At 59.3% G+C, this 3766-nt stretch carries 2 protein-coding genes; one reads left to right on the top strand and one right to left on the bottom strand.

The window, feature by feature from the left end; translation table 11 throughout:
• Positions 1-159: 159 nt before the first annotated feature.
• Positions 160-1962, bottom strand: coding sequence for a lipid A export permease/ATP-binding protein MsbA (msbA, locus tag HT737_RS18260; protein WP_095667707.1), 1803 nt, complete (start codon positions 1960-1962; stop codon positions 160-162).
• A 153-nt stretch (positions 1963-2115) separates the two neighbouring features.
• On the opposite strand from msbA, the gene HT737_RS18255 reads away from it, so the two are divergent.
• A partial coding sequence (locus HT737_RS18255) for a bifunctional O-antigen ligase/aminoglycoside phosphotransferase family protein (protein WP_182403550.1) occupies positions 2116-3766 on the top strand: 1651 nt, incomplete at its 3' end.

Raw genomic sequence — 3766 nt, 5'->3', positions numbered from 1 at the left:
CCCGGATTTATTCCGGTTTGGTCAAGAAGGGTAAAGGTCTGGATACAAACGACTGTGGGAGCGAGCCCTGCTCGCGATAGCGGGTGAACATGCGACACGGACGTCGTCTGTTGCAGTGCTTTCGCGAGCAGGCTCGCTCCCACAGGACAGGGCCTGGAATCAGGCGATATCTTCGGCCGGCGCATCCAGGCCCATGGCATTGAGGCGCGCGTAGTAACCATTTTGCGCCAGCAACTGATCATGGGTACCACGCTCGACAATCCGCCCCTGATCCATGACCAGAATCAGGTCGGCCTTCTCGATGGTCGACAGACGGTGGGCGATCACCAGGGTGGTGCGACCCTTCATCACCTGATCCAGTGCCGCCTGAATGTGCCGTTCGGATTCGGTGTCGAGCGCCGAGGTGGCCTCGTCGAGAATCAGCAGCGGCGCGTTCTTGAGCAGCGCACGGGCAATTGCCAGACGCTGGCGCTGGCCACCGGAGAGCAATACACCGTTCTCGCCGACCTGAGTGTCGAGGCCTTGCGGCAGTTGCGAAATGAAGTCCATCGCGTAGGCATCACGCGCGGCTTTCTCGATGTCTTCGCGGGGTGCACCGGCCAGATCGCCATAAGCGATGTTATTGGCCACGGTGTCGCTGAACAGGGTGACGTGCTGGGTCACCTGGGCGATATGACGGCGCAGGTTGAGCAGCTTGTACTGCTCGATTTCCACGTCGTCGATAAGGATTTCGCCCTTGTCGTGGTGATAGAAGCGTGGAATCAGGTTGGCCAGCGTTGACTTGCCGCTGCCGGAACGGCCGACCAGCGCGACCATCTGTCCCGGCTGGACCGAGAAGCTGATGTCGTCGAGCACCTGACGCTCGGTGCCCGGGTAGGTGAAGCTCAGGTTGCGCACGTCCAGGCGACCGCTCACCGAATCGCGTTCGACCGTACCGGTATCGACTTCCGGCTCGACGTCCAGTTGTTCGAAAATGCTCTCGGCACCGGCCACGCCTTTCTGGATGGTCGAGCTGACTTCGGACAATTGACGGATCGGCTTGGGCAGCAGACCTGCCAGGGTGATGTAGGCGACCATGTCACCGGCCGAGGCGTCACCGCGCAGGAACAGCACGAGGAACATCAGCACCGCCATGGCGGTGTAGATCACCAGTTGCAGCATCGGCGTGTAGATCGCGCCGGTACGGGTCATGCGCAGTTGCTTGTCGGTGTTGCTCTGGCTGGCGTTGAGGAAGCGTTGTTCTTCGTAAGCCTCGCCACCGAAGCTGCGCACCACGCGATAACCCTGAATGGTTTCCGAGGCCACATGCGTGACATCACCCATCGCCAGCTGGATCTTCTTGCTCTGCTTGCGGAATTTCTTGCTCGCGGTGCGCACCATCAAGGCGATGAGCGGCAGGATCGCGACCATCACCAGGGTCAGCTTCCAGTTCATGAACAGCAGCGAGGCAAACAGGAAGATCACCGTCATCCCTTCACGGATTACGACCTTGATCGCATCTGTTGCCGCCCCCGTGACCATGGTCACGTTGAAGGTGATACGCGAAATCAGATGACCGGAGTTATGCTTGTCGAAATAGCGGTTGGGCAGCACCAACAGGTTGTTGAACAACTGCACACGCAAGTCATGCACCAGCCCCAGGGAAACCTTGGCCAGGAAGTAGTTGCCCAGATAGGAGCCCAGCCCCTGCCACGCGGCGATCAGAATGATCAGCAGCGGTACGGCCTGCAGCAGTTGCAGGTCACGCAGGTAAGGCACGGAGGGAAACAGCACCGCTTCAGGATTGGACAGGCCATCGACAAAGTACTTGAGGATGTAGCCGAGCATCGGCTGCGTCGAGGCGAAAATCAGAAAGCCGACGATGCTGATCAGGAACAGACTGATGTACGGCCGGACGTAGCCGAGCAGGCGGAAGTAGATTTTCAAGCTCGAAGGGCTTGCGGCGGGACTGGAGTCGGTCATATCACGCGAAAGTCGATAAAAAGGACGCTGACTTTAGCACAGCTTCTTCAGGGTTCTGGCAATCGGCGAAAGGCTGTTATTGTTATGCACCTTTTCTGCATCAAATAGCCATCACTCGAATGGTCGATCAACCTCAGGAATGAATCTCACAGCATGCAACTTCGCGGCTTCAGCGGTACGTCCAATCGAGTTTTCGATTTCATTAGCCTGTGGATACTCCCCACCGGTTATTTCCTGCTCCTGTGCGCGCTGTTCTTTTTGCCGGGTCGAAGCCTTCATCACAAGTTGTTCTACGGGCTGTTCAGCATTCCGACACTGATCGCACTGTGCCTGCGCCCGCGTGAGCTCAAGGAGCTGCTGCGCGAGCCGGTTTTCGTCGCGGTCCTGCTGTTCGCTGCATGGGCGTTGCTCAGCCTCGCCTGGGGGCCGGGCGGGGAGCCGCTCGGCGGAATGTTCAAGCCGCCACTGCATACCTTGCTGCTGTTTGCCGGCTGCTACCTGCTGGTGCGCTACCGTAGCGACATCCTGCAACCCTTGCTGTTCGGCGCAGCGCTGGTCGCCCTGATTGCTACCACCATTTTCCTGTTCATGTTCGCCCGGATCTATGAACCGGGGATGCGCCTGATTGGCGGCGGCGCCTTCGATAACCCGCTGCTCAGCTCACACCTGTTCGGGTTCTTCAGCGCCTACTGGCTGAGTGTGACCATGACCTGCAAGCGCCGCCAGATGATGTGGCTCAGCGTCCCGGCGATGGCCGTCATGTTCATGGCGGTGATCGGCACCGGCTCCAGAACACCACTGGTGGCTCTGACCATGGCTGCGTTGTGGCTGTGTTTCATTTGCTGGAACCGACGCTCGGTAGGGTTACTGATCGCGCTGGTCCTGAGTGCCGCGACCGTTCTGACCCTGTTTGCGCAGATGATCATTGAACGTGGCGATTCCTACCGCCTGGAAATCTGGCAGAAAGTGCTGCACATGATTGCTGATCACCCCTGGATCGGCCATGGCTACAGCGCCAGCCTGGCTGTCGACCCCGGCAACGGTGTCAGTTTTCAGGAGCCGCACAGCTTTGTCCTGGGGGTTCTGTATTACGTCGGCATCATCGGCCTGCTGCCATGGCTGTTTTTCCTGCTATGGGGCCTGCTGAGCAGTTGGCGTCAGCGTGTACAGCCCATGCTGATCATTGCTTCGACCTGGCTGATATTCGGTATCGGCGCAGGCCTGACGGAAGGTGGCGGGATCATTTCGCGGCCCAAGGAGCACTGGTTCCTGCTGTGGATCCCGCTGGCACTGATCGCGGCGCTGAGCATCAATCAACGCGCGCGGCGCCTGTTGACCCTGCCCGTGCAAAAGCTGTCGGTGACAGGCCTTGAGCAATTGAGCCGCGAAGCCCGGATCATCGAAGAAGACGGCCTGGGCCCGAAAGTCCTGTGCCTGAACGATGGCAGCTTCCTCAAACTGTTCCGTCGCCGCCGCTGGTACACCTCCGGCAGCTTCAACCCCTACTCCGAGCGGTTCGCAGTCAACAGCGAACAACTGCGTCAGATGGGGATTCCCACCCCGCAAGTATTGAACGTTTACCGTCTCGATGATGGCAGCAGTGCCGTGCATTACGCACCGTTGCCTGGCCACACCCTGCGTCAGGTGCTGCAGGGCATTACCGCCCCGGCGGTACGTCAGGCGTTGATCGAACGCTTCGGCAAATTCATGGCGCAATTGCATGAGAAAGGCGTGTACTTCCGCTCGCTGCACCTGGGCAACGTACTGGTACTGGAGGATGGCGAGTTCGGCTTGATTGATCTGG

The organism is Pseudomonas sp. MD195_PC81_125 (assembly GCF_014060985.1).
GTDB classification, from domain to species: Bacteria; Pseudomonadota; Gammaproteobacteria; order Pseudomonadales; family Pseudomonadaceae; genus Aquipseudomonas; species Aquipseudomonas parakoreensis.
The sequence above is the reverse complement of the archived record's forward strand: the minus strand, read 5'-3'. Positions and strand labels throughout refer to the sequence as shown.

Coding starts and splice junctions, on each gene's coding strand:
- msbA (WP_095667707.1), bottom strand. CDS start 1,962: ATGACCGACTCCAGTCCCGCCGCAAGCCCTTCGAGCTTGAAAATCTAC.